This window comes from Bombilactobacillus thymidiniphilus (assembly GCF_023380245.1).
Lineage (GTDB): Bacteria > Bacillota > Bacilli > Lactobacillales > Lactobacillaceae > Bombilactobacillus > Bombilactobacillus thymidiniphilus.
Genome location: NZ_CP093365.1, coordinates 888,162 through 914,621 on the forward strand (window position 1 = coordinate 888,162; position 26,460 = coordinate 914,621).

Consider the following 26,460-nt stretch of genomic DNA (forward strand, 5'->3'; position numbering starts at 1 on the left):
TTTAAGTGTACCTTAAATCAGCAGCTTAAGCTATCTACAGCGATAAATCCAAGGCGCTAAAGTGTGGTTGTGCGGTTTGATAAAGATCCTTATTATGCAATTGTGTTTGCTGAAACTGCTTAGGCGTCGTCGCAAATAAGTGCTTAAATGAGCGAATAAACACATCAGTGCTCGCAAAACCGGATTGGTTAGCAATAGTTGCTACTGAAAGATCTGTCGTACTCAATAAATCTAACGCATAGTCCACACGCAGCCTTGTTAAGTAATGTTTGGGCGTCATTTGAGTATCTTTTTTGAACACTTTAGTTAAGTGCGAGCGCTCAAAGCCAATGCTATGACTGATATTTTCAATGGTTAAAGATTTCTGAAAATTGGTGCCCATATATTGAATTGTTTTTTGCGTACAATCACTCAGATACGTTTTAGTATTTAAAAAGCGGATATCTTTTGTACTGCTTTGATTTAGTTGCGCCAACAGTTGATATAATAAGCCCGTTAATTGCAGGTCATCGGCGATATTTTTGTGGCGAAAATGGAAGCTTTGGTGAATCAATTGTTCAAAAATATCTAGTTGGTGAACGTTGAAAACACGTCGTTTTTGCGTGAAACCAATTTCCTGCAAGTAATCACGAGCTTTTTGACCTGAAAAACTAAAAAATAAATATTCCCACGGTTGTTTTTGGCTGGCTTGATAAAAAGTTATTTCGGCAGGAAAAATAATAAAACCCTGCCCAGCGCGCAAATGATAACGTTGGTTATTAGCTGTGAAAACGCCGTTGCCACGCAAAATAATGTGAATAATATAATCTTGACGTATGGCTGGACCATAGCTATGGCCTGGCAAAGTTTGGGCAATGCCAGTGCGCGACAAAGCTAGATCCTGCTTGGGGCGTTTATATTGATGGAAAATATTAATGATTTTTTGCATGAGTAATTTATCCTCTTTAATTGCACAAATCGTCTATTTTTAGACTAATAACTAACTATCTTTTTAGATGTAAAGGCTTACAATTTTAAGTATAGATATCTAGTTCTAAGAAATTAAGGCCGATAATTTATGAAAACATTTAATTGGAGGGCATTATGGCAAAATATAAAACGCGGATTTCATATCTGTTAGGAGCGTTTGGACATGACTTTTTTGCAGCCGCGATGTTAACTTATTTTATCATGTTCATCACAAATCATTTGTTTATTACGAAAGATAATAGTTTTAATAATCAAATGATTGGAATTGTTACCACCACAATGGTTGTGATTCGGATTATTGAGTTATTTATTGACCCATTTATTGGCAATACCGTGGATAAAACACAAACACGTTGGGGGAAATTTAAGCCATGGGTCATTGTTGGGGCTGTCGTTTCCGGGATTACTTTAGTTTTACTATATACTGATATGGGCGGATTAGCGACAAAAAATCCATTTTTATATATTGTAGTTTTTGCGGTCATTTATATTATCATGGATATTTTTTATTCGTTTAAAGATATCGGCTTGTGGTCAATGGTGCCAGCATTAACTTTAGATTCTGAAGAACGTGATACATTAAGTACTTGGGGTCGTTTTGGCTCGACATTAGGTGGCAATATTGTAACTTTAGTTGTCGTGCCAATTGCTTTGTTTTTCTCTGTTCATTATAACGAAGGTCAAGGCGATAAACGAGGTTGGCTGGCTTTTGGGATTATTACCGCTATTCTATCGATTTTAGGTGCTTGTATCATTGGTTTTGGCACTAAAGAACAAAAAACAGCTTTACGAACCAATAAACAAAATACGAGTACTAAAGATGTCTTTAGTATTTTATTCAAAAATGATCAATTAATGTGGTCAGCGATCACCCACTTTTTCTTTGAGATGGCGTGGGGGTTAGTTAATGCGTTGTTGCTTTACTATTTCACATTCATTTTAGGAGATTCAGAAAAATTCACCGTTTATGGCACAACTAATTTTATTATTGGCATGATTTCTGTGGCATTATTTCCTAGTCTAGCTCATAAATTTCAACGGCGCAAAGTATTTGTAATCGGCGGTTTAATAATGATTGTCGGATTAGTATTGCTGTTTTTTGCGGATAACTCGTCTATCTTGTCAGTTGCCGGCGCCGCTATTACTGCTGCTCCGCAACCACTTTTATTTTTAGTCATCATGTTGACGATGACAGATACTGTAGAATACGGACAATTGAAATTACATCATCGCGATGAATCATTGGTATTATCGGTGCGACCATTGATTGATAAATTAGCTTCTGCCATTGTAAATGGTTTGGTTTCTATTATTGTTATCATTGCGCACATGTCCGGTAATGCACGAGTTAGTTCAATTACGAATGCTGATGCCTGGAAATTCAAAGTATGTATGTTAGCAGTTCCAATTGTACTATTATTGATTGCAATTATGATTTTCGTGAAGAAAGTTACTTTAACAGAAACTGTTCATGCCAAAATCGTTGATCAATTAGAAAAAACTTGGGGACAAGATACAGCAAAAACAGCTCTATCGACTGATAGTACAACTATTATTACTGCACCTGTTGCTGGGGTGACGCGTTCTTTGCAGGATGTCAGTGATAAAGAATTTGCCAGTGGCAATGTAGGACGGGGATTGGCGATTTCACCAGATGAAAACGTAGTTACAGCGCCTGTTTCCGGACAAGTACGCTTGGTTTTGCCCACTAAGCATGCTGTTGGAATTGTTACAGCTGATGGATTGTTAGTCTTAGTACACGTCGGGATCAATACAGTTAAATTACATGGTCGTGGCTTTAGTTCAAGTTTGGAAAATGGTCAGCAAGTCCAAGCAGGCGACACATTGTTGCACTTTGATGATCAGCTGATTAAAAAAGCTGGCTTAGACGATACAGTACTAGTAACGATTTTAAATCCTAGTAAAGTCGCTAAATTCGAATTAACGGTTGCCGTTGGACAAAGTGTTCAAATGCAACAAGATATTTTTCAGGTGCAAACAATAAAGGAGCGACAAGATGACAATTAATGTTAATGAACAAACCCAATATTTTCACTTGCAGACTGCGCATACGAGTTATGTCATGCATGTGCTGGAAAATGGTTATTTAGAACAGGTTTATTATGGAGCGCGTATTCATGATCGTCCGCAGTATTTTAATTTGACGGAGCATGTGGAAAAAGATGCTACTGCTTCTTGGTCAGATGAGTATCCTAAACTGCAATTAGACAATCTTAAGCAAGAATATAGTAGTCTGGGGCGCGGTGATTTTCGTGATTTTGCATTTCAAGTGGAGTATCCGGACGGCAACCGCATTTCCGATTTTAGATATGATCATTATAAAATTATGCATGGTAAGCAAGCTCTACCTGATTTACCAGCAACTTTTGGGGAAAAGACGACTGTTGACACGCTGATCATTTATTTAAAAGATGACGTAGGTCAATTAGAATTGGTGCTCAATTATAGCGTTTTTGTGGCGCAAGATGTGTTGGTACGGAGTGCTAAATTTGTTAATCAAAGTGCGCAAACAGTTATGTTGCAACGCGCTTATAGTTTACAGCTGGATTTACCTGATAGCGCGTATGATTTGATGCAATTTTCAGGTGCATGGGCGCGTGAGCGACATTTGCAAAGAACCCCATTGCGTTCAGGCGTACAAAGTATTGGTAGTTTGCGGACAGCTTCTAGTCACCAACAAAATCCTTTTATGATGCTTGCTCGCAAGCAAACTACAGAAGATCAAGGCAGTGTATACGGTTTTAATTTGATTTATTCAGGGAATTTTTTGGATAGTATTGAAGTGGATCAATTTCAGACTAGTCGCATTTTAGTAGGAATTAATCCGACTGAGTTTGCTTGGCAATTAGCGCCTGGGGAAAGTTTTCAAACACCAGAAGCGTTGGTTTCGTACACGGATAATGGTTTCAATCAATTAAGCCAGCAGCTAACTGATTTTTATCAGCAACATCTGGTAAACCAGCAGTTTGCTAAAAAAGCGCGCCCGATTTTGATTAATAATTGGGAAGCAACTTATTTTGATTTTGATGAGCAAAAATTGTTGGCGTTTGCCGATCAAGCTAAAGAATTAGGTATTGAATTATTAGTACTAGATGATGGTTGGTTTGGGCATCGTGATGACGATACGACTTCTTTGGGGGATTGGTTTAGTGATATACGAAAGCTACCTCAAGGAGTTGAACATTTAGCAGCAAAAATTCATGAACGTGGCTTACAATTTGGTTTATGGTTTGAGCCAGAAATGATCTCGCTTGATAGTCAGTTATATCAAGCACATCCAGAATGGGTCATTCATGTGCCGGGTCGTAAAATGACGCCTTCGCGTCATCAATATGTTTTGGATTTGACGCAACCGCAAGTCGTGGATTGCTTATTCAACATGATGTGTAAAGTTATTAAGGCTACGCAGTTGGATTATATTAAATGGGATATGAATCGCTATATTACGGAATTTTTCAGTCCGGCTTTTCCAGCCCAGCAACAACAAGAATTAGGCCATCGTTATATTTTAGGTGTTTATCAGTTGTATGCTAAGTTGACACAAGCTTTTCCGGCAGTTTTATTTGAATCTTGTGCATCAGGTGGCGGACGCTTTGATTTAGGGTTGATGTATTATGCGCCACAAGCTTGGACTAGCGATGATACAGATGCTGTGGAACGTTTGAAGATTCAATATGGTACTTCTTATGGCTATGCGCTATCCATGATGGGGGCGCACGTTTCCGCGGTTCCTAATGATCAAGTTGGTCGGCAAACAAGTTTGGATATGCGGGCCAAAGTTGCTTATTTCGGTGATTTTGGTTATGAATTAGATATTACTAAATTAACAGCAACCGAAGTGAAACAAATTAAACAGCAAGTTGCTTTTTATAAAAAATATCGACAATTATTTCAATACGGTACATTTTATCGTTTGCAGAGTCCGTTTACTGACGATCACAATGTGATTAGTTGGCAAGTGGTCAGTGCGGATCAAAAGCAAGCTATTGCGGCACGATATCAACTTTTTAATATGCCTCAATCTAGTGAAAAAAGGCTTTATTTCCGCGGATTATGTCCAGATTGGCAATATAAAATTAATGGATATAAAGAAATTTATTACGGTGATGAACTGATGAATGCCGGTTTAATTTTACCAGTACAACAAACTGCTGGCGATTTTCAAGCACAAATGCTTGTTATTAGTGCGGTATAGGAGGAATTATGGCAGCTATTACGAAACAAGTTTTGCAAAATAATTTTATGCAACAATTTAGCAAGCAACCGACAGCTTGCTATTTTTCACCGGGGAGAATTAATTTAATTGGCGAACACATTGACTATAACGGTGGTCTGGTTTTGCCATGTGCGATTAGTTTGGGGACTTATGCCGCCATTGCGCCACGCAACGATCAAAAATTACAATTATATTCAGCCAATTTTCCAGATGACATATTGACAATAGATTTACAAAATTTGTCGACTAAAGCACAAGGATTGTGGAGCGATTATGTGATTGGTGTTTGCCGTGGCTTACAACAACAAGGATATCAATTACCACATGGCTTTGATATTTTTATCCAAGGCGACTTGCCTGCTAGTGCAGGTCTGTCATCTTCAGCTTCTCTAGAATTATTAATCGGTATGATCTTTCGGGAACAATTTGGCTGGGATTTATCACTCGAGCAATTGGCACAATTAGGACAGAAAGCAGAAAATGATTTTGTTGGTGTCAATTCAGGAATTATGGATCAATTTGCGGTAGCTTTAGGCAAAGAAAACAATGCGTTGATTTTGAATACGGCGACTTTAGCGTATGATTATGTACCCTTGGATTTAAAAGATTATTGCATTGTGATCATGAATTCCAAGCAGCCGCGGCAGTTGGCTAATTCAAAATATAATCAAAGAAGAAACGAATGTGAGATGGCGTTGCAATTACTACAAGCTAAGCTTGCTATAGCGCAATTGTGTGAGTTAACGCCAGAGCGATTAGACGAATATGGTTATTTGTTTGCTGATCCATTGTTATTTAAGCGGGCGCGGCATGTTGTTTGGGAAAATAACCGAACTTTGAATGCACAAAAAGCTTTGCAGCAGCATGATTTGGCGACTTTTGGGCGCTTGTTAAATGCGTCACATTATTCGCTGCAGCAAGATTATGAAGTGACTGGTGTTGCTTTAGATTGCTTGGTTACTACAGCTTGGCAACAACCAGAAACAATCGGTGCGCGCATGACGGGCGCAGGTTTTGGAGGCTGTGCTATTGCGCTTGTGGCGCAAGCGGGCGTGGATCATTTTGTGCAAACTGTCGGTGAGCAGTATCAACAAGCAATTGGTCATGAAGCGGACTTTTATATTGCCCATGTGGCTAATGGTCCCTATCAGTTAAAAGATTAAGACGGGAGGTATTTTTGTGCAAGATTTAGCCGAGTTACTGGCGGACCAAATAATTGCCACGCAACAAACTTTTGCGCCATTAGATCGCCGGTATTTAATTAATCGTATTTATCAATTGGTCAAGACAGATTGTGATTTTGATGCTCAGGGACTGGATACACCTTTGAAAACAGCACAAGCATTAGCGCAATTGCCACACAAAAATATTACAGAAACTGAAATTTTACAGGCCCAGTTGACAGATTTATATACGCCGACACCGGCAGATTTGAATCAACAGTTTTGGAATAAATATCAAATTGCTCCGCAGGAAGCTACTGATTATTTCTACCAAATTAGCACGGCTAATGATTATGTTAAAACAGCAGCGATTGCCAAAAATATTCACTTTGCTTTTGCTGGGCAATCTGGCACGCTGGAGATTACGATTAACTTATCCAAACCGGAAAAAGATCCCAAAGCCATTGCACGCCAACAAACTGCACGTTCGACAGATTACCCGTTAGATGCCTTAAGCTTTACTAATGAAGGCTTTGCAGGTGATGATAAGCATGCTGCTCGCGCTAATCATCGTTTGGTTCGGCTGCTATTGAGCGGGGAAACTTGGGGCTTGCAGTATTCGCCGTATGCTTATTTTGCGGAGCATTGTATCGTGGTTGCGGCTGCCCAGCGATCAATGAAAATCGAAACTACGACTCTGACTAATTTGCTGGAATTGGTCCGCTTGTTTCCGCATTATTTTTTTGGTAGTAACGCTGATTTGCCTATTGTAGGCGGCTCAATTTTAGCGCACGATCATTATCAAGGTGGACGCCATGAGTTTCCAATGTTTAAGGCACCAATACGCCAAAAATTTGTTTTGCCACAATTTACTCATGTAGAAGCGGGAATTGTTGATTGGCCCGCTACCACAATTCGTTTGCAAGGCACAAGTGCTTCTGAATTAGTAGTTGCAGGTACGCAAATTATGCAAACGTGGCAGCATTATTGTGATGAAAGTGTTGATGTACGGGCATTTACGAACGATATACCTCATCATACAGTTACGCCGATTGCGCGGAAAAAAGTGGATCACTATATTTTAGAATTAGTATTGCGAGACAATCAAACTTCGGCACAATTTCCTGACGGAATTTTTCATCCGCATCCACAATGGCAGCATATTAAACGCGAAAATATTGGCTTAATTGAAATTATGGGGTTAGCGATCTTGCCACCGCGTTTGTTGCCGGAATTAAAGCAAGTGAAGCAATATTTGTTAGGTCAATCTGCGACGGTGAAGGATTACCATCAAGCTTGGGCGCAGCAATTGCTTCGTGAACACCAGATTACGCCAGAAAATGTGGATCTGATTTTACAGAAAGCTCTTGGACAGATTTTTGAGCAAATCTTGACAGATACTGGTGTTTTTAAAAATAATGCGCAAGGAAAACAAGCTTTGCAGCGTTTTTTAACAGCAGTAAACCAAACGAGTGGTGAAGCGTTATGTTAGAATGCTAACTATATAGGAGGTATCTGTTATGAATAATCAACAACCTAAGATTTTAGGTGGTAGCGGTGACACTACGAAAGGCGCCACAGCTACTTATAAAGATAACTTGTACTTAGCTGTCAATGGTGAATGGCTCAAGACCGCACAAATTCCGGCTGATAAATCACGGACGGGCGGTTTCTCTGATTTAGATTTAGCGATTGAAAAACAATTAATGCAAGCTTTTGCGGATTGGTCAGCAGACAAGAAACCTGTGCCCAATGATTTGATGCAGGAGGCAGTTAAATTATATCAAGTTGCTGCCGATACAAAAAAACGTGATCAAGATGGTTTTGCGCCGGCACAAGCGCAATATGATGAAATTAAAAATCTGTCTGATTTGCAGTCTTGGGTAGATAAGTTGCCCCAATGGCTGACCGCAGCTTATCCGTTGCCGTTTGCTTTTTATGTCACAGCGGATATGAAAGATACTAGTAAAAACGTGGTGGATGCCTCGGCACCAAACTTGATTTTGCCAGACAAAACTTATTATGCTGATGATAATGAAAGTGGCAAGCAGTTGTTGAATATTTATCAACAAACAGCATGTGCTTTATTAGAACAAATTGGTGAAACTTCGGCTGATGCGCAAGAAATTGTGACGCAAGCTTTGCGTTTTGACCGTTCTTTAGTAGAATATGTGAAAAGTGCTGAAGAAAAAGCTGATTACGTCAAAGATTATAATCCTACTAATCTGTCTGATTTAGCTAAAGATGGTGGCATGGTCAATTTCCGTTCGCTAATTGAAGGGGCAGTAGAAGATGATGTGCAAACCGTTAATGTAAGTGAACCGCGCTATTATCACTATTTTACTGAGATCGTGAACGAAAAGACGTTTGGCGATTTACGTGCTTGGACGTTGGTTAGATTTGCAATGAATGTTAGTTCTTATTTGAGTCAAGATTTGCGGCAAACTGCTGGTAAATTTAGTTTAGCCTTAAGTGGCAATCAAGAATTGCAAAGTCCAATTAAGCAAGCTTATCATGTTGCGAATGCTTTCTTTGATGATGTTGTTGGGCAATATTATGGACAAACCTATTTTGGTGCACAAGCCAAGCGAAATGTGGAACAAATGGTTCATAAAATGATTAAAATTTATCAACAACGAATCGAAAATAATGACTGGTTAAGCGAGCCAACTAAGCAAAAAGCGATTGTTAAATTAGATAAGATGGTGCTCAAAATTGGTTATCCGGAAAAATTAAATGCTGTTTTCCAACAATTTACGATTGAATCTAGTGAATCATTGTGGACTAATGTGCAAACATTGAATAGTATTTTGACAATTGATAATTTTGCCAAGTTTAAAAAGCCAGTGGATCGCTCTGAATGGGCCATGCCTGGGCAATTAGTAAATGCTTGTTATGATCCTTCTAAAAACGACATTACATTTCCAGCAGGTATTTTGCAAAAACCGTTTTACAGTTTAGAGCAGAGTGCCAGTGCTAATTATGGTGGGATTGGCGCAGTTATTGCGCACGAGATTTCTCATGGTTTTGATAACAATGGCGCGCAATTTGATGAATATGGTAATTTGAATAATTGGTGGACAGATAATGATTATGCTACCTTCAAAGAGTTGACACAGGCGATGATTAATGAATTTGATGGTCTCGAATTTGGTGGCGGTCATGTTAACGGAACTTTAGTGGTCAGCGAAAACGTGGCCGATGCTGGTGGTTTGAGTTGTGCATTGGAAGCTACTAAAAGTGAAGATGATGTTGATTTGAAAGCTTTCTTTATCAATTGGGCACGCGTTTGGCGGACTAAATCCACGCAACAATTGATTGAAATATTCCTCAACACTGATGTGCATGCGCCAGCGCCATTACGTGCTAATGTACAAGCGCAAAATATGGACGATTTTTATACGACTTTCGATGTGCGTGAGCATGATGGCATGTGGCTAGAACCTGAACGGCGCGTTAATATTTGGTAAAATACTATTTAACAATCTGGGACAAAGCAAAATTTGCCTCAGATTTTTTTATGTGTTTTTCTCGCGATTAATGCGCTACACTATTTACAACAATTTCAAATTAGTAGGAGAAAGTTATGCTAAAAAAAGATTTTTTGTGGGGGGCATCACTATCAGCCCATCAAACTGAAGGAGCTTATCAAGAAGACGGCAAATCTTTATCCGTACAAGATACACGACCGCGTTCACGAAATGAGATTGCTGATTTTACCGTTGCTAGCGACCATTATCACCATTATCGGGAAGATATTAAATTAATGGCGAAAATGGGTGTTAAGGCAATGCGGATTTCGATTCCATGGACACGTATTATTCCGACAGGAATTGGTGCAGTTAATACCCAAGCGATCGAGCATTATCGTGATGTTTTCAATGTGATGCACGAGTATCATATTGAACCAATGGTAACTACTTATCATTTTGATCTACCACAGGAGTTGCAAGCTCAAGGTGGTTGGACAAACCGGCAAACAGTTAATGCTTATGAACAGTATGTGCGTGTTTTATTTGCGGAATTTGGCGAGCAAGTCAAATATTGGCTGACGATTAATGAGCCTAACATTATGCTGTTGGCTGATAAAAAAATTCTTGGCTTCATATATACGCATGAAGAGCGTTATAAAGCTTTTTATAATTTGATGATTGCCGAAAAATTAGCGTTTAAAGCGTGTCATGAACTTTGTGCGCAAACTAAAATTGGCCCGGTGCCTAACATTTCTTATGTGTATCCAGCTACATCTGATCCACGTGATGTGCGGGCAGCGGAGTATTTCAATGCGGTGCGCAATTGGGCTTATTTGGATTTCTCGGTGCGCGGTATTATTAATCCAATTTTTAAGAATTACTTAAAGAAAACGGGTATTGAGTTGGCAATTTTGCCGGAAGATCAAGATTTGGTGACGCACAATTTTCCTGATTTTCTAGGACTCAATTATTATACTAGTGTTACTGTGGAATACCCGCGCGTGGATCAAGATCGTGCAAGTGGCGTCAGCGATCAACAATCTGAAGATATTTATGAAAAGGGCTTTTACAAGGGGTTGACTAACGTTAATTTGGCGAAAAATGATTTTAATTGGACGATTGATCCGCTCGGTTTGCAGACGACTTTAGAAGTGGTGAATGATCGCTACTTGTTGCCGATTTATATTACGGAAAATGGTTTGGGTGCTTATGACGAGTTGACTGATGATCATCAAGTACATGATGATTATCGAATCGCTTATTTGCAGCAGCATTTACAAAGCGTGCAGCAGGCTGTAGATGCGGGAGTTGATGTTGCTGGTTATTTGCCGTGGTCGGCACTGGATTTAGTTAGTGTTCATGAGGGGATGAAAAAGCGTTACGGCTTTATTTATGTCGATCGTACGGAAACAGATCTCAAAAATTTGGCGCGGTATCCCAAGGATAGCTATTTTTGGTATCAACAAGTGATTCATAATAATGGAGTTGATTAATATGCAAAAAATGTTTGATTGGTTAAACAAATATCTGCTGCCACCATTAAATAAGTTAGCGAATACAAAAGTTATTAAAGGGATTATGAATGCCAGTTTAGCTGCTGTTCCTTTTACGATTGTCGCTTCGATCTTTTTGATTATCAATAATTTGCCGCAGATTTTACCGTTTTGGTCGCATTTTTTTGAAGGCACAATTTTGCGATACAGTGCATTTTACATGCTGGGAAACCAGATGGCACTGGGTTCAATAGCATTATATTATGCTTTGGCATTGGGATATTATTACGTTGAACAATACCAACAGTCCGGTGAAAAACAGCTTAACGCTTTTACCGGAGCATTGCTGTCGTTATTTGCCTTTTTGCTGACGATCCCTTCAATTGGTTGGCATAATGGTGTTGCAGTCGGCGCTACGAAAACCGTGGCTAAGGATAGTTATGTTGTCAATGGTGTTTCACTGGTCAATGGCTGGCTGGAGCGCCTCGGAGGCGTGGGTATTTTCATTGCAATTATTACGGGGATTTTGGCGGTGCAATTGTATCGTTTGTGCGTGAATCGCAATTTGACCATCAAAATGCCTAAAGGTGTGCCCGATGGAGTAAGCCGTGCTTTTGCATCATTGATTCCCTCAATTTTAGTGGCATTTGTCATGATTATCATTAACATCGTGTTGAGTTTTTTTCACACGGATTTGCATGGCTTGCTGGCGGCGCCATTTGGTTTCGTCAAGAATCTGACGGGTTCGTGGCTAGGCGTGATGCTTATCTTGTTGTTAATTCATTTGTTGTGGGTAGTCGGCGTGCATGGCACAGCAATCATCAAAAACAGTTTTATCAACCCGATTTTATTAGTGGCCTTGTCCGAAAATGCGGCAGGCAAGCATAATATTTTTGCGGGCGACTTTATTAATATGTGGGTTTTCATTGGTGGTGCTGGTGGAACCTTAGGATTAGTATTATTGTTAGTTTTTGCTGCCAAATCCACGCAACTGAAAACTTTAGGTAAGACGGCGTTAGTACCGGCTATTTTCAACATCAATGAACCGGTTATCTTTGGGGCACCGATTGTGTACAATCCTTATTTGATTGTGCCATTCATCGTTAGCCCGATGGTAATGGCTTCGGTGGCTTATTTTTCTATCAAAGTGCACTTGGTGGGCTATGTAAATGCGGCGATTGCATGGGTATTGCCGGTCGGTATGGGTGCTTGGCTCGGGACTAGCGGCAATTTGATGGCGGTAGCGATTGCTTTCATCAACTTGGCGTTATCCGTGATCATTTACTATCCATTTTTTAAAATGTACGATTCTAGTTTGGTTAAGCAAGAACAAACCGCTACGGCAAAATAAAAAAGACGTTCTCTATGGAGAGGACGTCTTTTTTTTACTAATCATCAACCGACAATTTGTCGTAGCCGGAAGCTTGAACTAAATCTTCGTAATTGTCAGCAAATTCCAGTTCTTCATCGTCGCGGTAACCAAGAAAAATTAATTATGCGATATCTTCATGATTGAAAAAGCACAATTCATTACTATCCTGCAAGCCCGCTGGATAAATTACGGAAGAATAGTCAAAATAACCGGTTTGTTCTTCAGTTTCGTATAAAGCAGCGCGATAACGTCAAAAGGAATTTTATTTTGAATGACTAATTGTTTGGCAGCCACTTTAAGATAGCCATTTAATGACAGGCCAACGGATGCTTAACCGTGATTCTAAATCTTTTCTTAACTGATAGTCTAAGATGATCGTGGTGGGTGTTGTTGTCACAAGAAATACTCCCCCTTTATTTATTTTGATACAAGACAGCAATTGAATGGTGGAACAAAACAAACTTATTTTTATATATTAAATCCACATAATAAAAAGTTAACGAAGATGATTGACTTTTAAAAATAACCGTGTCATAATTATACTTTTAAAAATAATCGTGTCATAATTACATTATATTTTAATATTTATTATATTGAAATATAATAAATATATAAGGGGGTATTTACGATGAAAACTTTGAAGAAATTATTATCACGCAATTCTATCAATGTAGGCTTCGTAACTGTTGGCTACAGGGGTAAAAGATAGCATTGGTAGGATGCAGTGAAATGCAGTTTTGTTTAAGCGATTGGTACTATTTCAGTCGCTTTTCATTTAACAAAAAGTAAGTTGAATGATGAATAAGTATACAAAGACTGAAAACATTGTCTTATGTATAGTTCTAATAACTATATCTGGTCTGATTATTAATTTGGGGGATGTTTTATTACTAATTTTTCATATAAATAAAACTATGGACCATAGAATCATATTTTACAATTTATGCTTTTCTAGGATTTATCATTATACCTGGTTTAATAGCAAAAAAGCTGAGAGCGGTAATCTATCCTTTTTCCTTTAACATAAAGGCTACGATATTCTTAATTATTTCAATTATAGTTTTTTCCCATTTTATTATTGCTGTAGATGAGGAATTTTTATTTCGTTATATTATTTTTAATATTTTGTTATAAATTTGTTAACGAAATTTCCAGCTGGAATAATTCTTTATTTTTTAGCTGATAAATTTGGATTTCAGAGTTCTGTAGCCTTTCATTGGTTATACAATATTTTGGTTGGTTATTTAGATAAGTAAAAAGTTGGGGGATATTAAATGATTGTTAGTTTGTTTATGTCTGTCATTATTAATGTGTTAATTTATATATTAAGTACTAAGTATTTATTAAAGTTAACAATATTTACCTTGCTTATTTTATTATATTTGGTTCCACTAATAGTAAATAGTGGTGTATCAGTTTTTTTATATAAAAAAATTAAGCATTCAATCACACTTTATATATTTCCATTCATTTCATTGATAAATTATGTTGCAATAGGTCTTAATTTGTTACACTCTAAGGCTTGATATCAATTTATTAATCAATATAGTATTAAAAATAATGATATATCTTTGACAATTGAGCACAACCTCGTATCAATAAATCAATTAATTTTTGTGATCTTACTTTATTTTGCATTTGAATTTTTAACTATTACATTCATTAAACGGCAGAGGGGAAAAAGATGACATTATTAACAGTCAATGCTTTAAGTAAAAAGTTCAAGGCAAATGATTTCTATTCTTTGCAGGATGCTACTTTTACGGTCAATGAAGGTGATATTGTTGGTCTAGTTGGTAAAAATGGAGCTGGCAAAAGTACGCTATTAAAATTATTGACTAAAGCATTGCGACCTTCCCACGGAAGCATCCTTTTTGAAGATAAGGATATTAATGTACAAGCCAATGTTTTAGATGATTTTGGTATTATGATTGAACCGGTTTTTTATCCACATTTAACGGTTGAAGATAATCTAGATTTTTTCTTAAATATCCATGATAAAAAAGAATACTCTCAAAACATCGAAAGTACATTAAAGTTAGTTGATTTGTGGGAAGTACGCAAACGTAAGCCAAAGAATTTTTCTTTTGGAATGAAACAGAGGACTGCGCTAGCAATAGCTTTAGTTACTGAGCCTAAATTTATTTTGTTGGATGAACCATTTGTAGGCTTGGATCCCGTCGGGGTCAACAATTTAATCGAAATATTAAAGCAATGGTCTATTAAAAATAAGACTTCTATGATTATTTCCAGCCATCAATTAAAAGAACTGGAAAGTATTTGCAATCGTTATATTTTTATCGATGCTGGCCACATCAAAAAACAAATTAGTAATTTGGAACAACCATCACAAATGTCAATTATCCTAAAATCTTTAGATGATAAAACTAGTGCGGTGCTAGAAGAATTGGTTCGAAGTTACCAATTGCATTATAAAAATGACCGCCTTATAATTCCTAATTCTTTATCAAATCAAGATTTGAATGAAGTTCTTGGTAAGTTAGCAGCTCAGGATTTAATTGCTGAGATTGAAAAGCAAGAAGATGAATTAGAAAATTTGTTTGTGGAGGATTAAACCAATGAATCGTTTAACGATACCAACATTGAAAATGCTTTTAAAAAAGAAAGAAACCATCATTACTCTTTTATTTAGCCTGTATCCATTATTGCTATTTATCGTCGATTGGTTTCACACTAATTTTATGCAAATTGGTGCCCCGAAAAATTCACTGGGTTTTCTGGAATTTTTTAGTGGGGTGGAATCCACACAATATCAAATCGCTTTACCGTTGGTCGCTTTTATTTATTTAGTTTGTACTATTTTTCACGATGAAATTAGTAGTGGTGTGTTATTTCTTTATAAAGACATCGATCGTACCAAAATTTTGAATGCTAAATTAGGCGCATTGTTTATAATTTATTTTATTTATTTTGGTCTGACATTACTGTCAAGTCTGATAACTTACTACTTTAGCATTATTAAAAAGCCCTATGCTTCGGGTAAATTTCTGCCACAATCTAATAGTGATCTCCAATATGTGGTTCTGACAATTATTTCCATTATGTTGGTTACTATCATCATTTTATCTTTTGCCAGCTTATTATCTATCAAATTCGGTAATGGTGTGACTATTATTTTAGGCATTCTAATGATGCTTACCGCTAGTATTGCGCCCCAGTTGAAGACGGTGAAGTACTTGTTTCCAAATGGATATGTTAATTCAGCATTTAACATCGCTTGGATAGTAATGATTGTGATTTCGTTGGTTTATTGCTCTATCATGTATATTATTTCTGATAAAATTTTTAAAAAGCTGGAATTTTAAGAATAATAAATTTTGAAGTCAAAAAATAAGGACACAAATACGGTACCACGAAAAACGGTACCGATAGTTTTATCATTATTAAATTCCTCAAATAGCTATATATCTATTTTAGTTTCCATTACAAAACTGGATGTGCTTAATCATCGCTTGTTGTTTAGCATAAGTTTTCTACTCCCATCCTGTTAAAACAACTTTGCCAATCATAGTTCCGGCTTCCACGTTAGCATGAGCTTTTTTCATGTTTGCGGCATTGATTGGTGCATAGTGAATCGTATCAATAGGTTGCAATTTTTCATTTTCATATAGTTGAGCCAACTCGTTCAAAATATCATGTTGCGATACTAAGTCAATAGTTTGGTAATAAGATTTGCTGTACATCCACTCCCAAACAAAAGTAACCCGCTTTTTAGTTAGCTTTTGTAAATCAATTAAATGCCTGTTTTCAGTAGTAGCACCTACTGTACCATCAGGTTTGATCAGCTGTGCAATTTCATTCCAATGTGCATCCAAATTATTTAAATTTAAAATATAATCTACAAAATGATAACCTAATTGCCGAATTTGCGTCACTAGATCTTCGTGATGATTTACGACATAATCAGCTCCCAGTTGTTTAACCCATTCAATAGCTTGGGGCTTAGACGCGGTGGCGATTACCTTTAAACCGGCCAATTTAGCTAATTGAATCGCTATTGAACCAACACCGCCAGCACCATTGATAATTAAAATGGTTTTATTGTCATTGTTAATTTTGTTGATTTTCATCTTTTCAAATAAGACTTCATAAGCTGTTAAACCGACCAAAGGGATGGCCGCAGCTTGCTGGATACTTAAATTTTTAGGTGCACGTCCGACGATTCTTTCATCAACTAGTTGCTCTTGGGCGTTGCTGCCAGATCTGGTGAAGTCGCCCGCATACCACACGCGATCGCCGACACTAAAAAGGTTCACTTCACTACCAGTTTGGATAACTTGACCAACTGCATCCCAACCGATAATTTTCGGATTAACTAATGGCTTACTATTGCCACTTTGCCGAACGCCAACGTCGACGGGATTAACAGACACACCTGCTACTTTTACTAAAAGATCGTGCTTACCCACGGTAGGTTGAGGTACTTGCAAGTCTACTAAACTATCATGATTATAGATGGGCAAATGCTGATAAAAACCAACTGCTTGAACTTTATTTTTCATCTTAAAAACCTCCTGATAATTGCATAGTAAACTTATGATTTTAGAATGGAAGACGTGAATTTAAAGACACTTAGGTACATTTTATTCACCTAGTGATTAATATTTCACCGGTGCTATAAAGTGTATACTTATCTATATTTTTGGTGTATCGTTTTATGTATCGTAAGTTGGGGAGATGGTAAAGAGTTGAGAGAAGTTTTTGATTGTGATTTGGGTTGTCCCATTCAAAATACATTGCAATTTATATCTGGAAAATGGAAGAGCGTCATTTTATATCATTTGTTTGATAATGCAGTATTGCGCTTTTCTGAATTAGAAAACAAATTACCCTATGTGTCTAAGCGCATGTTGGCTAAACAATTGAGCGAACTGGAAAATGATGATTTGATTGTCAAAAAGGTCTATCCAGTAGTGCCACCCAAAACCGAGTACCGTTTAACTGATTTTGGACGAACTTTAATGCCAGTCATCAGTGCGATGGAACAATGGGGTAACGCTTATTCTCAAAAGTTGGCACACCAAACTACTTAACAAATAAAAACATCCTTTCGGTTAACGAAAGGATGTTTTTAATTCTTGCACGGACTCGCGCGTTTTTAGTTGGGGGTGATTAATAATGGATGTGACTGTTTGCCCACGCAATAAACGCAAAATAGCTTGACCAGCTTGTTTGCCAACTGTATTGCTATCATAACTTAGCGACGTGAGACTGGGTGACACGTAGCGCGCGGCCTCATAATCGTCAAAGCCTGCTAACGAGATATCATTAGGGATTTGAAAGCCCCACGTTTTAAGCTTTGCGGCGATACGCATAGCAAGCTCATCGTTGTAACAAACAATTGCGGTCGGTGGGGTGTTTTGGATAAGCAAATTTTTAACTTGTTGGGCGATATTGGCAAAAACATCGTGCGAATTATACATAATTAATTGATCGGATGCGATATTTGCGGCCTGTAAAGCATCTTGAAAACCATTCATGCGCGCGATACCTTGACGATCATCAATTTGAAAAATACCTAAGATTTGGCGATGACCCATTGTGATTAAATAATTTGTTAACTCTTGTTCAGCATGATAATCGTCATTTTCGATACTTGGGAAATCCAGTTGTGGATAATGGGCATTTAAGAAAAGCAGGGGGATATGGCTTTCAGCAATTGTCTGATAAATATCCAAATTGGGATTCAATTGTGCGCTGGCACTTGGCTCCACAATTAATCCAGCGACTTGCGAATCCAAGAAATTTATTAAACGCAGTCGCTCTTTTTGCGGATCGTTATGAGTATTGGCAACTAATAATGAGTAACCTTTTTGCGCAATAATGCTATCAATTTGTGAAATGATTTGTGGAAAAATATAATCGGCAATATGCGTACAAAGTAGACCAATTGTGTTGCTGGTAGGATTAGGTTGCCAGCGCTGTTGCCAATCGCAAACATAAATACCACTGCCTTGAATCCGATAAATTAGCTGTTCTTGTTCCAATTGCAACAAAGCTTTGCGTGTCGCATAGCGCGAAACTTGGAAATATGCCATGAGCTCATCTTCTGTTGGAAGTTTAGCAGCAGGGGGATATTTGCCCCAAGTGATCGCATGCTTGAGCTGTTCTTTTACCAAAATAAAATCGTTTTTCAATATTTTCCTCCATCTGAAACAGTAATAAGTTTAGCATATTTTTAGAAAACGCTTACATCTAGCTAAAAAAATAAATAAAATTTTTGGACCGAAATATTGCGTATTGTAGCCCTTTTTTGGGTTAAAAAATTATTCGAATGAATTTGATGAGCTATTGCTTTATGAAAATTTCTTGATTAAGATAATAGCGATCTTGAAAGCGTTTACCAATAGGAGGGCTGTTCATGGTAGTGGCGCGCAAAATTTCCAGCAAATTTATTTATTTTTTTGGCTCTTTTGGCGGTATTTTATTTGGCTACGATATTGGAGTGATGACGGGTGCTTTGCCGTTTTTGGAGCATGATTGGCAATTGCATAATGCTGCTGTGATTGGTTGGATTACTTCGGCTGTTATGTTTGGGGCTATTTTTGGTGGTGCACTAGCGGGGCAGTTAGCGGATCGTTTTGGGCGTCGCAAGCTGATTTTAGTAGCTGCAGCGTTATTTGCTGTGGGTGCCATTTTGTCGATGCTTGCTCCCAATCATGGTAGTTATTATTTAATAGGTGTGCGAATTATTTTAGGTTTAGCAGTTGGTGGGGCTTCAGCTATTGTACCTGCCTATATGTCAGAAATGGCGCCTGCCAAGTTACGGGGGCGTTTATCAGGACTTAATCAAACCATGATTTGTACGGGGATGTTGTTGTCTTACATAATGGATTATTTGTTGAAAAATTTGCCAGCCAACTGGGCATGGCGGTTGATGCTCGGTTTAGCAGCAGTGCCTGCTGTAATTTTATATTGGGGCGTGCTTTATTTGCCGGAATCACCGAGATTTTTATTACAGCAACATCAAGATGCTAAAGCGCGTGCTGTATTGATGAATTTGCGTACAGATGATGTGTCAGTAGTGGACCAAGAAATGCAATCTATGAACAAAACCTTGCAAACGCATGATCAAGAACAAAAGACTTCCTGGTTATCTTTATGGCGTCCGCGCTATCGTCCTTTAGTAATAGCTGGAGTAGGTGTGGCAGCCTTACAGCAATTTCAAGGTGCCAATGCTATCTTTTATTATATTCCGTTGATTATTCAAAAAGCCACAGGACATGCAGCTAGTTCAGCGCTCCTATGGCCAGTAGTGCAGGGGATAATTTTGGTGAGTGGATCCTTACTGTTTTTGTGGATAGCGGATCGCTTGCCACGACGTTTCTTATTAATCTTAGGTGGCAGTGTGATGGGGATCTCGTTTCTATTGCCAGCCATGGTGAATTGGTTATTGCCTAATGCCAACCCTTTATTGATTGTGCTTTTTTTAAGCATTTATGTAGCCTTTTATTCGTTTACGTGGGCGCCATTAACTTGGGTAATCACTGGGGAAATTTTCCCATCAGCGATTCGCGGCAAAGCGGCGGGGGTAGCATCATCTTGCAACTGGATTGGTTCTTGGGCAGTGGGGTTGCTGTTCCCGATTATGACTGCAGCCTTACCACAAGAAGTCGTGTTTGCAATTTTTGGCGTCATTTGTTTATTAGGGGTGCTTTTTGTTCAGCGAAAAGTGCCGGAAACGCGTGGACATAGTTTAGAAGAAATTGAACAACAGAGCATGAAGAAGACGGGAGATTAAACATGATCGACATACCAGCAGCTAGAGCTATTATTCAAAATAATGAAAGCGTTTTAGGTATTGAGTTAGGCTCCACTCAGATCAAAGCTGTTTTAACCACGCCAGATTGTCAACCTCTAGCGACAGGAAGTCATGTTTGGGAAAACCAATATTTAGACGATACGTGGACTTATTCATTGACGGACGTTTGGCAAGGAATTCAAAGCGCTTATCAAGAATTAGTTGCGGAGGTGCAAACCAAATATCATGTTCCCCTACAGCAGATTAAAGCAATTGGCGTGAGTGCCATGATGCACGGCTATTTAGCTTTTGATCACCAAAATCAGCAATTAGTGCCATTTCGGACGTGGCGTAATAATACGACGCAAGAAGCAGCCAAAGAATTGACTAAGTTGTTTGGTGCGAATATTCCATTACGTTGGAGTGTGGCGCATTTGTATCAAGCTATTTTGCAACAAGAGCCGCATGTGGAACATTTAACTTTCATGACGACCTTAGCGGGCTATGTTCACTGGCAGTTGACCGGTGAGAAAGTGCTAGGTGTAGGCGATGCATCGGGAATGTTTCCTTTGAATAGTGCAGGAGAATTTGATCCACAACTTTTGCAACGTTTTGCCGAATTACCTGCAGTAAAAAATTATGCTTGGCATATTGAAGACATCTTGCCACGAATTTTAAAAGCGGGACAAACAGCGGGTTATTTGACTATTCATGGTGCGCAATTATTAGATTCCAGCGGTACTTTACAAGCGGGTAGTTTGCTGGCACCACCAGAAGGTGATGCGGGGACGGGTATGATCAGCACCAACAGCGTGCGTGTCAACACGGGGAATGTTTCCGTGGGAACTTCAGCTTTTGCCATGGTGGTGTTAAATAAGCAATTAAAAACTGCCCAACCCGACATTGATTTGGTGGCAACGCCCGCAGGAGAACCGGTAGCGATGGTGCATATTAATAATTGTTCGTCGGATATTAATGCGTGGGCTCAGCTGTTTGCGGAATTTGCGCAGCGTTTAGGTAGCAACCTTTCTGCGGATCAAATATATGAAACTTTGTTTTTGGATACAGAATTTGCGCAAGCCGATGCGGGAGGCTTGGTTAATTACAGTTATTTATCTGGTGAAAATATTACGCAAGTGGATAGCGGGCGACCGCTATTTGTGCGGACGCCAACGAGTAAATTCAATTTACCTAATTTTATGCTTGCGCAATTGTATGCGGCGTTTGCACCTTTGAAATTAGGTATGGATATCCTATTTAATGAAGAAAAAATCAAACCGCAAGTTTTGATCGCCCAAGGTGGGTTGTTCAAAACGCCTGTGGTAGGGCAACAAATTTTGGCTAATGCTTTGAATACGCCCATCTCTATTATGGAAAATGCGAGCTTGGGCGGACCGTGGGGCATGGCAGTTTTGGCGCAGTATGCAACTTCTGATACGCAATTATCGCTAGAACAATATTTAGATCAAGAAATTTTTGGGCAGGTACAGACAATGACTTTAAGTCCCGAAACCGCTGGTGTCCATGGTTATGAACATTTTATCAAGCGTTATCAGCAAGCTTTAAGTGTCGAGCGTGCGGCGCAAATTTTAAATTAAAAAGGAGTGTTTTAAATGTTACAAGTACCTGATTATGAATTTTGGTTTGCAGCAGGCAGTCAGCATCTTTATGGCGAAGAAACACTAAAAAGTGTGGCTAGTGATGCACAAAAAATTGTCGATGCTTTAAATGCGAGTCACAAATTACCTTATCATATTGTTTTTAAAGCGGTATTGACCACTGCGGAGGAAATTACGCAATTTATGAAGCAAGCTAATTATGAGAATAAGGTTGCTGGTGTAGTTACGTGGATGCACACTTTTTCCCCTGCTAAAAATTGGATTTACGGTACGAAATTATTACAAAAGCCATTACTGCATTTTGCGACGCAATATTTGGATCATATTCCGTATGAAACGATTGATTTTGATTACATGAATTTGAATCAGAGTGCGCATGGTGATCGCGAATACAGTTATATCAACGCGCGCTTACAGAAGCACAACAAAGTGATTTACGGTCATTGGGGTGACGAAGCTGTTCAACAAGAAATCGCGGATTGGCAAGATGTTGCGGTAGGTTATGCGGAATCCTTTAAGTTAAAAGTGGCTCGCTTTGGCGATAACATGCGCAATGTGGCAGTTACGGAAGGCGATAAAATCCAAGCGCAAATTGATTTAGGCTGGACAGTCGATTATTTTGGCGTTGGTGATTTGGTGGCGGTGATTAAAACCATTACTGATGCTGAAGTGGATGATGCTTATCAACAATTAAAATTACAATTTATTGTAGATAAGGGCGATTGTGATGCTGATAAATATGAGCACGCGGTGCGTTATCAATTGCAGCAATATTTGGCTTTGCAACGGTTTTTAGCACACGGTGGATATTCAGCATTTACGACGAATTTTGAAGATTTGTGGGGGTTAGAAGCCTTGCCTGGATTATCAGCACAATTATTGATGCGCGATGGTTATGGTTTTGCGGGTGAAGGCGATTGGAAAACAGCAGCTTTATTGCGCGTTTTTAAAATTATTACACATAATCAACAAACGGCGTTCATGGAAGATTACACGTTAGATTTACGACCTGAACATGAGCAGATTTTGGGTTCGCATATGTTGGAAGTAGATCCGTCGATTGCATCAACCAAGCCTAAAGTGGAAGTTCATCCCTTAGATATTGGTGGCAAAGCTGATCCGGCACGCTTAGTATTTACTGGTTCAGCCGGTACAGCGATTGATGCAACATTAGCAGATTTTCGTGATGGTATGAAGTTGATTTATTATCCAGTGATTGCTAAGAAACCAGAACAGGAAATGCCACATTTGCCTGTAGCCAAACAAATGTGGACGCCCAAAGCAGGTTTAAAAGCCGGATCATTGCAGTGGTTACAAAATGGTGGTGGGCACCATACAGTATTCTCATTTAGTATTACCGAACAGCAAATTCAAGATTTAGCCACTTTATATGGCATCAAAACAGTGGCAATTGACTAATAGGAGTTGAGGAAATGGCGACTTATATTAATCCGTTAATAGTGCAACGCGCCGATCCTTATATTTATAAGCATACCGACGGTTATTACTATTTTACGGCTTCAGTGCCTGCTTACGATCGGATTGAAATTCGGCGAGCACATACATTAGCAGGTTTGGCCCATGCTGCTCCACGGACGATTTGGCACAAACATCAAACTGGTGCAATGAGTCAGTTGATTTGGGCACCTGAGATTCATTATTTGGCGGGCAAATGGTATATCTATTTTGCAGCAGCTGCTACGACGGCTTTTGATACTAATGGGATGTTTCAGCACCGAATGTTTTGCTTAGAATGTAGTGGTGATTCAATGCAAGAAGCCGATTGGCAAGAGCGGGGACAAATTAAAACACCCTTGGATACATTTGCGCTAGATGCAACCTGTTTTGAGCATGCAGGGGAGTTGTATTACGTGTGGGCACAAAAAGATCCCCAAATTAAAGGAAATTCTAATTTGTATATTGCCCAAATGAGCAATCCTTGGACACTAAAAACCAAGCCGGTGATGTTATCAAAGCCTGAATTATCTTGGGAAACGCGAATTTTTTGGGTGAATGAAGGGCCGGCGGTGATTCATCATGGTGATAAGTTTTTCTTGACGTATTCAGCGAGCGCTACTGATGAAAATTATTGTATGGGTATGTTGCAGATTTCTGACCAAGCGAATTTATTAGATGCCAATCAATGGCAAAAAGGTCAACAACCAGTCTTTCAAAGCGATTTGGCGCACCAACAATATGGACCTGGCCATAACAGTTTTACGGTAGCTGAAGATGATCAAACGGATATTTTGGTCTATCATTGCCGTGATTATACGGATATTCAGGGTGATCCATTGTATGATCCGAATCGGCATACTAAAGTGCAACCCTTTACTTGGGATGCTACAGGACAGCCTGATTTTGGTAAGCCGGTGCCATATAACTATCAGTAAAAAGGGGAGCTAGGGATGGATACAAGTAAGACAAGCAAACATTTTTGGGGATTTCCATTAACACATTTTAGTTACTTTTTTATTTGGGCCACTATTTATGGTTATTTGACTTTATGGATGGAAAATGTTGGTCATTTGAATGGGATGCAATCAGGTCTTGTTTTCTCCATGATGGCAGGTATTTCTCTGATTTTTCAGCCCTTTTTCGGCATGATTTCGGATAAATTACTATTTAAAAAAACTTTGATTCTCTCCATTGCTATTGCGGCGATCTTCATTGGTCCTTATTTTCAGTGGGCTTTCTTGCCATTGATGCGACTGAATTCGTTGTTAGTGGCGATCGTGACCGGTATTTTTTTGAGCTTTGTTTTAAATGGCGGAGTTAGTGTAATTGAACAATACATTCAACGTGCTAGTTTAGCCAATGGCTTTGAATATTCGCACTCGCGTTTAGGTGGATCATTAGCGGGTATCGTGGCTTCTTTAGTGGCTGGACGTTTATTTTTATGGCAACCGAATTCAATTTTTTGGCTTTGTTCCATGGCTGCTGTGCTCTTAGTTGGTTTATTGTTGTTCAGCGACAAAATCAATTTAGCGAACGCGGCAGCTGCTGGTGACACTTCTAACTCTTTAGATATGTCATTAGTAAGGTCCGTTTTCAAGAATGCCAATTTTTGGATTTTATCAATCTTTTATATGGGAGCAGCTGCTATTTTTGATGTTTTTGATCAGCAATTTATTATCTTTTTCAAAACTTTCTTCACGCATGCTGGTGATGGTACTTTAGTTTATAGCTATATGACTTCTGGACAAACGATTATTGAGTTTTTATTGATGTTTCCAATGCCTTTTATAATCAATAAAATTGGTTCGCGCAACGGCTTGATTATTTATGGTTTCTTAACTTGTGTGCGTATTTTAGGATCGGCGTTAGCACCTTCTTGGGGTTGGGTCGTTGGCTTTCGATTGTTGGCAGGACTAGAAATGCCATTATTATTGACTTCGATCATGAAATATATTGCGGGTGCCTTTGATATTCGTTTGTACGCAACAGTTTATGCGTTAGCTTCTAATTTTGCTAAGCAGATTTCGGTATTTATTTTTTCAGCGGTTGCAGGCAAGTTGTACGATCAAATTGGTTATCAGCACACTTATATCATGATGGGTGTAGTTGTGTTCGTCATTACTTTATTTGCTGCTTTTTTCCTGAGGAAAGAAGATCCAGTGCAGGCTGGTGAAGTGTCGTCAAATGTGCAACAAGAATAAGGGGGTAAGAAATGTTAGAACAGTTAAAACAAGAAGTCTATGAGGCTAATATGCAATTGCCGAAATTAGATTTAGTAAATTTCACATGGGGTAATGTGTCAGGCATAGATCGTGAACAAGGTTTATTTGTTATCAAGCCATCAGGTGTAGATTATGAAAAGTTGCAACCCGCTGATCTAGTGGTCGTGGATTTAAATGGCGAAGTGGTCGAAGGTAAGCTGAATCCTTCTAGCGATACACCGACGCATGTAATTTTATACAATCAATTTTCCAAAATTGGAGGCATTGTGCATACGCATTCACCATGGGCAGTAGCTTTTGCAGCGGCACAAATGGATATTCCTGCTTTAAATACGACACACGCGGATACTTTTTATACAGCCATTCCTGCAGCACGACCGCTTACCGCAGCCGAGATTGAAGCTGATTATGAAGGCAATACGGGACAAGCAATTGTGGAAACTTTTGCTCAACGAGGTTTGGATTATGAAGCAACGCCCGCAGCTTTAGTTAGTCAACATGGACCATTTACATGGGGAAAAACGGCAGCACAGGCGGTTTATAATGCTAAAGTTTTGGAAATTGTCGCGCAAGAAGATTACCATTCCTTGCAGTTAACTTCGGCTAATTTAGCTTTGCCAAAGTATTTACGCGACAAACACTATTACCGCAAGCATGGCAAAAATGCTTATTACGGGCAAAGTAATGATTAG

Annotated in this window: 19 protein-coding genes and 1 pseudogene; 16 read left to right on the forward strand and 4 right to left on the reverse strand. The window is 38.7% G+C overall.

Annotated elements, in window-relative coordinates; translation table 11 throughout:
• Positions 1-34 precede the first annotated feature (34 nt).
• Entirely contained in the window at positions 35-928 is an 894-nt protein-coding gene (locus MOO47_RS04700; RefSeq protein ID WP_249512316.1) for an AraC family transcriptional regulator, read from the reverse strand.
• Positions 929-1,083: 155 nt separating this feature from the next.
• Between MOO47_RS04700 and MOO47_RS04705 the strand changes: the two genes are divergently transcribed.
• The 7 genes from MOO47_RS04705 to celB all read left to right on the forward strand — a co-directional run bounded on the left by MOO47_RS04705 (position 1,084) and on the right by celB (position 12,686).
• Positions 1,084-2,997, forward strand: coding sequence for a PTS sugar transporter subunit IIA (locus MOO47_RS04705; protein WP_249512317.1), 1,914 nt, complete (start codon positions 1,084-1,086; stop codon positions 2,995-2,997).
• A complete protein-coding gene (locus MOO47_RS04710; RefSeq protein WP_249512318.1) occupies positions 2,987-5,185 on the forward strand; it encodes an alpha-galactosidase in 2,199 nt (732 codons plus the stop codon). Before MOO47_RS04705 ends, MOO47_RS04710 begins: the two co-directional genes overlap by 11 nt.
• A gap of 17 nt (positions 5,186-5,202) precedes the next feature.
• Positions 5,203-6,369, forward strand: coding sequence for a galactokinase (locus MOO47_RS04715; RefSeq protein ID WP_396022064.1), 1,167 nt, complete (start codon positions 5,203-5,205; stop codon positions 6,367-6,369).
• Positions 6,370-6,385: 16 nt separating this feature from the next.
• On the forward strand, positions 6,386-7,861 hold the full coding sequence (locus tag MOO47_RS04720) for a UDP-glucose--hexose-1-phosphate uridylyltransferase (protein WP_249512320.1): 1,476 nt from the start codon (positions 6,386-6,388) through the stop codon (positions 7,859-7,861).
• 28 nt (positions 7,862-7,889) lie between these two features.
• Entirely contained in the window at positions 7,890-9,839 is a 1,950-nt protein-coding gene (locus tag MOO47_RS04725) for a M13 family metallopeptidase (RefSeq protein ID WP_249512321.1), read from the forward strand.
• A 116-nt stretch (positions 9,840-9,955) separates the two neighbouring features.
• Complete coding sequence (locus tag MOO47_RS04730; RefSeq protein ID WP_249512322.1) at positions 9,956-11,335, forward strand: glycoside hydrolase family 1 protein; 1,380 nt, start codon at positions 9,956-9,958, stop codon at positions 11,333-11,335.
• A 1-nt stretch (position 11,336) separates the two neighbouring features.
• Positions 11,337-12,686 (forward strand): PTS cellobiose transporter subunit IIC, encoded by a 1,350-nt coding sequence (gene celB, locus MOO47_RS04735; RefSeq protein WP_249512323.1) that lies wholly within the window; start codon positions 11,337-11,339, stop codon positions 12,684-12,686.
• 142 nt (positions 12,687-12,828) lie between these two features.
• On the opposite strand, the pseudogene MOO47_RS07765 reads toward celB, so the two are convergent.
• Positions 12,829-12,918 (reverse strand): annotated as a pseudogene (locus MOO47_RS07765) (DUF4176 domain-containing protein); the annotation flags it as partial.
• A gap of 1,473 nt (positions 12,919-14,391) precedes the next feature.
• On the opposite strand from MOO47_RS07765, the gene MOO47_RS04740 reads away from it, so the two are divergent.
• Together MOO47_RS04740 and MOO47_RS04745 are read left to right on the forward strand one after the other, a co-directional pair.
• The gene (locus tag MOO47_RS04740; RefSeq protein WP_249512324.1) at positions 14,392-15,282 is read left to right on the forward strand and encodes an ABC transporter ATP-binding protein; all 891 of its coding nucleotides are present in this window, start codon (positions 14,392-14,394) and stop codon (positions 15,280-15,282) included.
• A 4-nt stretch (positions 15,283-15,286) separates the two neighbouring features.
• The gene (locus MOO47_RS04745; RefSeq protein WP_249512325.1) at positions 15,287-16,033 is read left to right on the forward strand and encodes a hypothetical protein; all 747 of its coding nucleotides are present in this window, start codon (positions 15,287-15,289) and stop codon (positions 16,031-16,033) included.
• Between the two features lie 168 nt (positions 16,034-16,201).
• Here the strand turns inward: MOO47_RS04745 and MOO47_RS04750 are convergent, their stop codons facing one another.
• Positions 16,202-17,230, reverse strand: a complete 1,029-nt coding sequence (locus MOO47_RS04750; RefSeq protein WP_249512326.1) for a zinc-binding alcohol dehydrogenase family protein — start codon at positions 17,228-17,230, stop codon at positions 16,202-16,204.
• Positions 17,231-17,416: 186 nt separating this feature from the next.
• Here MOO47_RS04750 and MOO47_RS04755 point away from each other — a divergent pair, with 186 nt between their 5' ends.
• Complete coding sequence (locus tag MOO47_RS04755; protein WP_249512327.1) at positions 17,417-17,761, forward strand: winged helix-turn-helix transcriptional regulator; 345 nt, start codon at positions 17,417-17,419, stop codon at positions 17,759-17,761.
• A 21-nt stretch (positions 17,762-17,782) separates the two neighbouring features.
• Here the strand turns inward: MOO47_RS04755 and MOO47_RS04760 are convergent, their stop codons facing one another.
• Positions 17,783-18,865 carry a GntR family transcriptional regulator gene (locus MOO47_RS04760; protein ID WP_249512328.1) on the reverse strand — a complete coding sequence of 361 codons (1,083 nt, stop codon included), beginning with the start codon at positions 18,863-18,865 and terminating at the stop codon, positions 17,783-17,785.
• Positions 18,866-19,089: 224 nt separating this feature from the next.
• Here MOO47_RS04760 and MOO47_RS04765 point away from each other — a divergent pair, with 224 nt between their 5' ends.
• From MOO47_RS04765 to MOO47_RS04790, 6 genes are read left to right on the forward strand one after another with little or no spacing between them, the layout of a single operon-like run.
• Positions 19,090-20,469, forward strand: coding sequence for a sugar porter family MFS transporter (locus MOO47_RS04765; protein ID WP_249512329.1), 1,380 nt, complete (start codon positions 19,090-19,092; stop codon positions 20,467-20,469).
• A 2-nt stretch (positions 20,470-20,471) separates the two neighbouring features.
• On the forward strand, positions 20,472-22,067 hold the full coding sequence (locus tag MOO47_RS04770; RefSeq protein WP_249512330.1) for a xylulokinase: 1,596 nt from the start codon (positions 20,472-20,474) through the stop codon (positions 22,065-22,067).
• A gap of 15 nt (positions 22,068-22,082) precedes the next feature.
• Positions 22,083-23,507 carry an L-arabinose isomerase gene (gene araA, locus MOO47_RS04775; RefSeq protein ID WP_249512331.1) on the forward strand — a complete coding sequence of 475 codons (1,425 nt, stop codon included), beginning with the start codon at positions 22,083-22,085 and terminating at the stop codon, positions 23,505-23,507.
• A gap of 14 nt (positions 23,508-23,521) precedes the next feature.
• Complete coding sequence (locus MOO47_RS04780; RefSeq protein ID WP_249512332.1) at positions 23,522-24,481, forward strand: glycoside hydrolase family 43 protein; 960 nt, start codon at positions 23,522-23,524, stop codon at positions 24,479-24,481.
• A gap of 15 nt (positions 24,482-24,496) precedes the next feature.
• Positions 24,497-25,747 (forward strand): oligosaccharide MFS transporter, encoded by a 1,251-nt coding sequence (locus MOO47_RS04785; RefSeq protein ID WP_249512333.1) that lies wholly within the window; start codon positions 24,497-24,499, stop codon positions 25,745-25,747.
• 11 nt (positions 25,748-25,758) lie between these two features.
• A complete protein-coding gene (locus tag MOO47_RS04790; RefSeq protein WP_249512334.1) occupies positions 25,759-26,460 on the forward strand; it encodes an L-ribulose-5-phosphate 4-epimerase in 702 nt (233 codons plus the stop codon).

Coding starts and splice junctions, on each gene's coding strand:
- MOO47_RS04700 (WP_249512316.1), bottom strand. CDS start 928: ATGCAAAAAATCATTAATATTTTCCATCAATATAAACGCCCCAAGCAG.
- MOO47_RS04705 (WP_249512317.1), top strand. CDS start 1,084: ATGGCAAAATATAAAACGCGGATTTCATATCTGTTAGGAGCGTTTGGA.
- MOO47_RS04710 (WP_249512318.1), top strand. CDS start 2,987: ATGACAATTAATGTTAATGAACAAACCCAATATTTTCACTTGCAGACT.
- MOO47_RS04725 (WP_249512321.1), top strand. CDS start 7,890: ATGAATAATCAACAACCTAAGATTTTAGGTGGTAGCGGTGACACTACG.
- MOO47_RS04730 (WP_249512322.1), top strand. CDS start 9,956: ATGCTAAAAAAAGATTTTTTGTGGGGGGCATCACTATCAGCCCATCAA.
- celB (WP_249512323.1), top strand. CDS start 11,337: ATGCAAAAAATGTTTGATTGGTTAAACAAATATCTGCTGCCACCATTA.
- MOO47_RS04740 (WP_249512324.1), top strand. CDS start 14,392: ATGACATTATTAACAGTCAATGCTTTAAGTAAAAAGTTCAAGGCAAAT.
- MOO47_RS04745 (WP_249512325.1), top strand. CDS start 15,287: ATGAATCGTTTAACGATACCAACATTGAAAATGCTTTTAAAAAAGAAA.
- MOO47_RS04750 (WP_249512326.1), bottom strand. CDS start 17,230: ATGAAAAATAAAGTTCAAGCAGTTGGTTTTTATCAGCATTTGCCCATC.
- MOO47_RS04765 (WP_249512329.1), top strand. CDS start 19,090: ATGGTAGTGGCGCGCAAAATTTCCAGCAAATTTATTTATTTTTTTGGC.
- MOO47_RS04770 (WP_249512330.1), top strand. CDS start 20,472: ATGATCGACATACCAGCAGCTAGAGCTATTATTCAAAATAATGAAAGC.
- araA (WP_249512331.1), top strand. CDS start 22,083: ATGTTACAAGTACCTGATTATGAATTTTGGTTTGCAGCAGGCAGTCAG.
- MOO47_RS04780 (WP_249512332.1), top strand. CDS start 23,522: ATGGCGACTTATATTAATCCGTTAATAGTGCAACGCGCCGATCCTTAT.
- MOO47_RS04785 (WP_249512333.1), top strand. CDS start 24,497: ATGGATACAAGTAAGACAAGCAAACATTTTTGGGGATTTCCATTAACA.
- MOO47_RS04790 (WP_249512334.1), top strand. CDS start 25,759: ATGTTAGAACAGTTAAAACAAGAAGTCTATGAGGCTAATATGCAATTG.